This window comes from Microcystis sp. M49636_WE2 (genome assembly GCF_030065375.1).
Taxonomy (GTDB): Bacteria; Cyanobacteriota; Cyanobacteriia; order Cyanobacteriales; family Microcystaceae; genus Microcystis; species Microcystis aeruginosa_C.
Map to the genome: position 1 here is coordinate 1 of NZ_JASJFG010000017.1, position 1,011 is coordinate 1,011.

At 49.4% G+C, this 1,011-nt stretch carries 1 protein-coding gene; it reads left to right on the forward strand.

What is annotated here, in order from left to right; genetic code table 11:
* On the forward strand, positions 1 to 753 hold a 753-nt coding region (menB, locus tag PX484_RS00370), incomplete at its 5' end, for a 1,4-dihydroxy-2-naphthoyl-CoA synthase (protein WP_288102637.1).
* Positions 754 to 1,011: the final 258 nt, after the last annotated feature.

The window sequence follows — 1,011 nt, forward strand, 5'->3', positions numbered from 1 at the left end:
AATCGCCCCCATAAGCGTAATGCCTTCCGTCCGAAGACAGTTTTTGAGCTTTACGACGCTTTCTGTGATGCTCGCGAGGATGCCCGCATTGGGGTAGTATTGCTCACGGGTGCGGGTCCCCACAGCGACGGCAAATATGCTTTTTGTTCTGGCGGCGATCAGACGGTGCGCGGTCAGGCGGGTTATATTGGCGATGATGGCGTACCCCGGCTCAATGTGCTGGATTTACAGAAATTAATTCGCTCCATCCCCAAGGTAGTTATCGCGCTGGTGGCAGGTTATGCGGTCGGGGGCGGTCATGTTTTACACTTGGTTTGTGATTTAACCTTAGCGGCGGATAACGCCGTTTTTGGTCAGACCGGTCCGAAAGTGGGCAGTTTTGACGGCGGTTTTGGCTCTAGTTATCTGGCCCGGGTAGTCGGTCAGAAAAAAGCTCGCGAGATTTGGTTTCTCTGTCGGCAGTATAACGCCCAACAAGCGTTAGAAATGGGTTTGGTTAACCATGTCGTCCCGGTAGAGGAATTAGAGCAGGAAGGGGTTAAATGGTCCTTAGAAATTCTCGAAAAAAGTCCCTTGGCGATTCGCTGCCTAAAATCGGCTTTTAATGCTGATTGTGATGGTCAAGCGGGTTTACAGGAGTTAGCGGGTAATGCCACTTTACTCTACTATATGACCGCCGAAGGAGCCGAAGGTAAACAGGCTTTCCTCGAAAAGCGTCCCCCCGATTTTAGTCAATATCCTTGGCTGCCCTAATCAGTGAGCAGTGAACAGTGAACAGTAATCAGTGAAAAGAAAGCAGAAAACCGCCGTGTAATACTGCTCACTTAATACTCCCTACTCCTACTGATCACTGATCACCGATCACTGATAAGCTATGCTAGTTTAGAGAGAGTAGTTAGGTTCGGTAGCAGCATTGGTTTCAAACAGAAGTGGTTTTTCCCTGATGGCCTTGACTGGGTTGTGTCCGATCTCCTTCTCGAAATGGCTGTGATATTGGGAGACAATCCATGA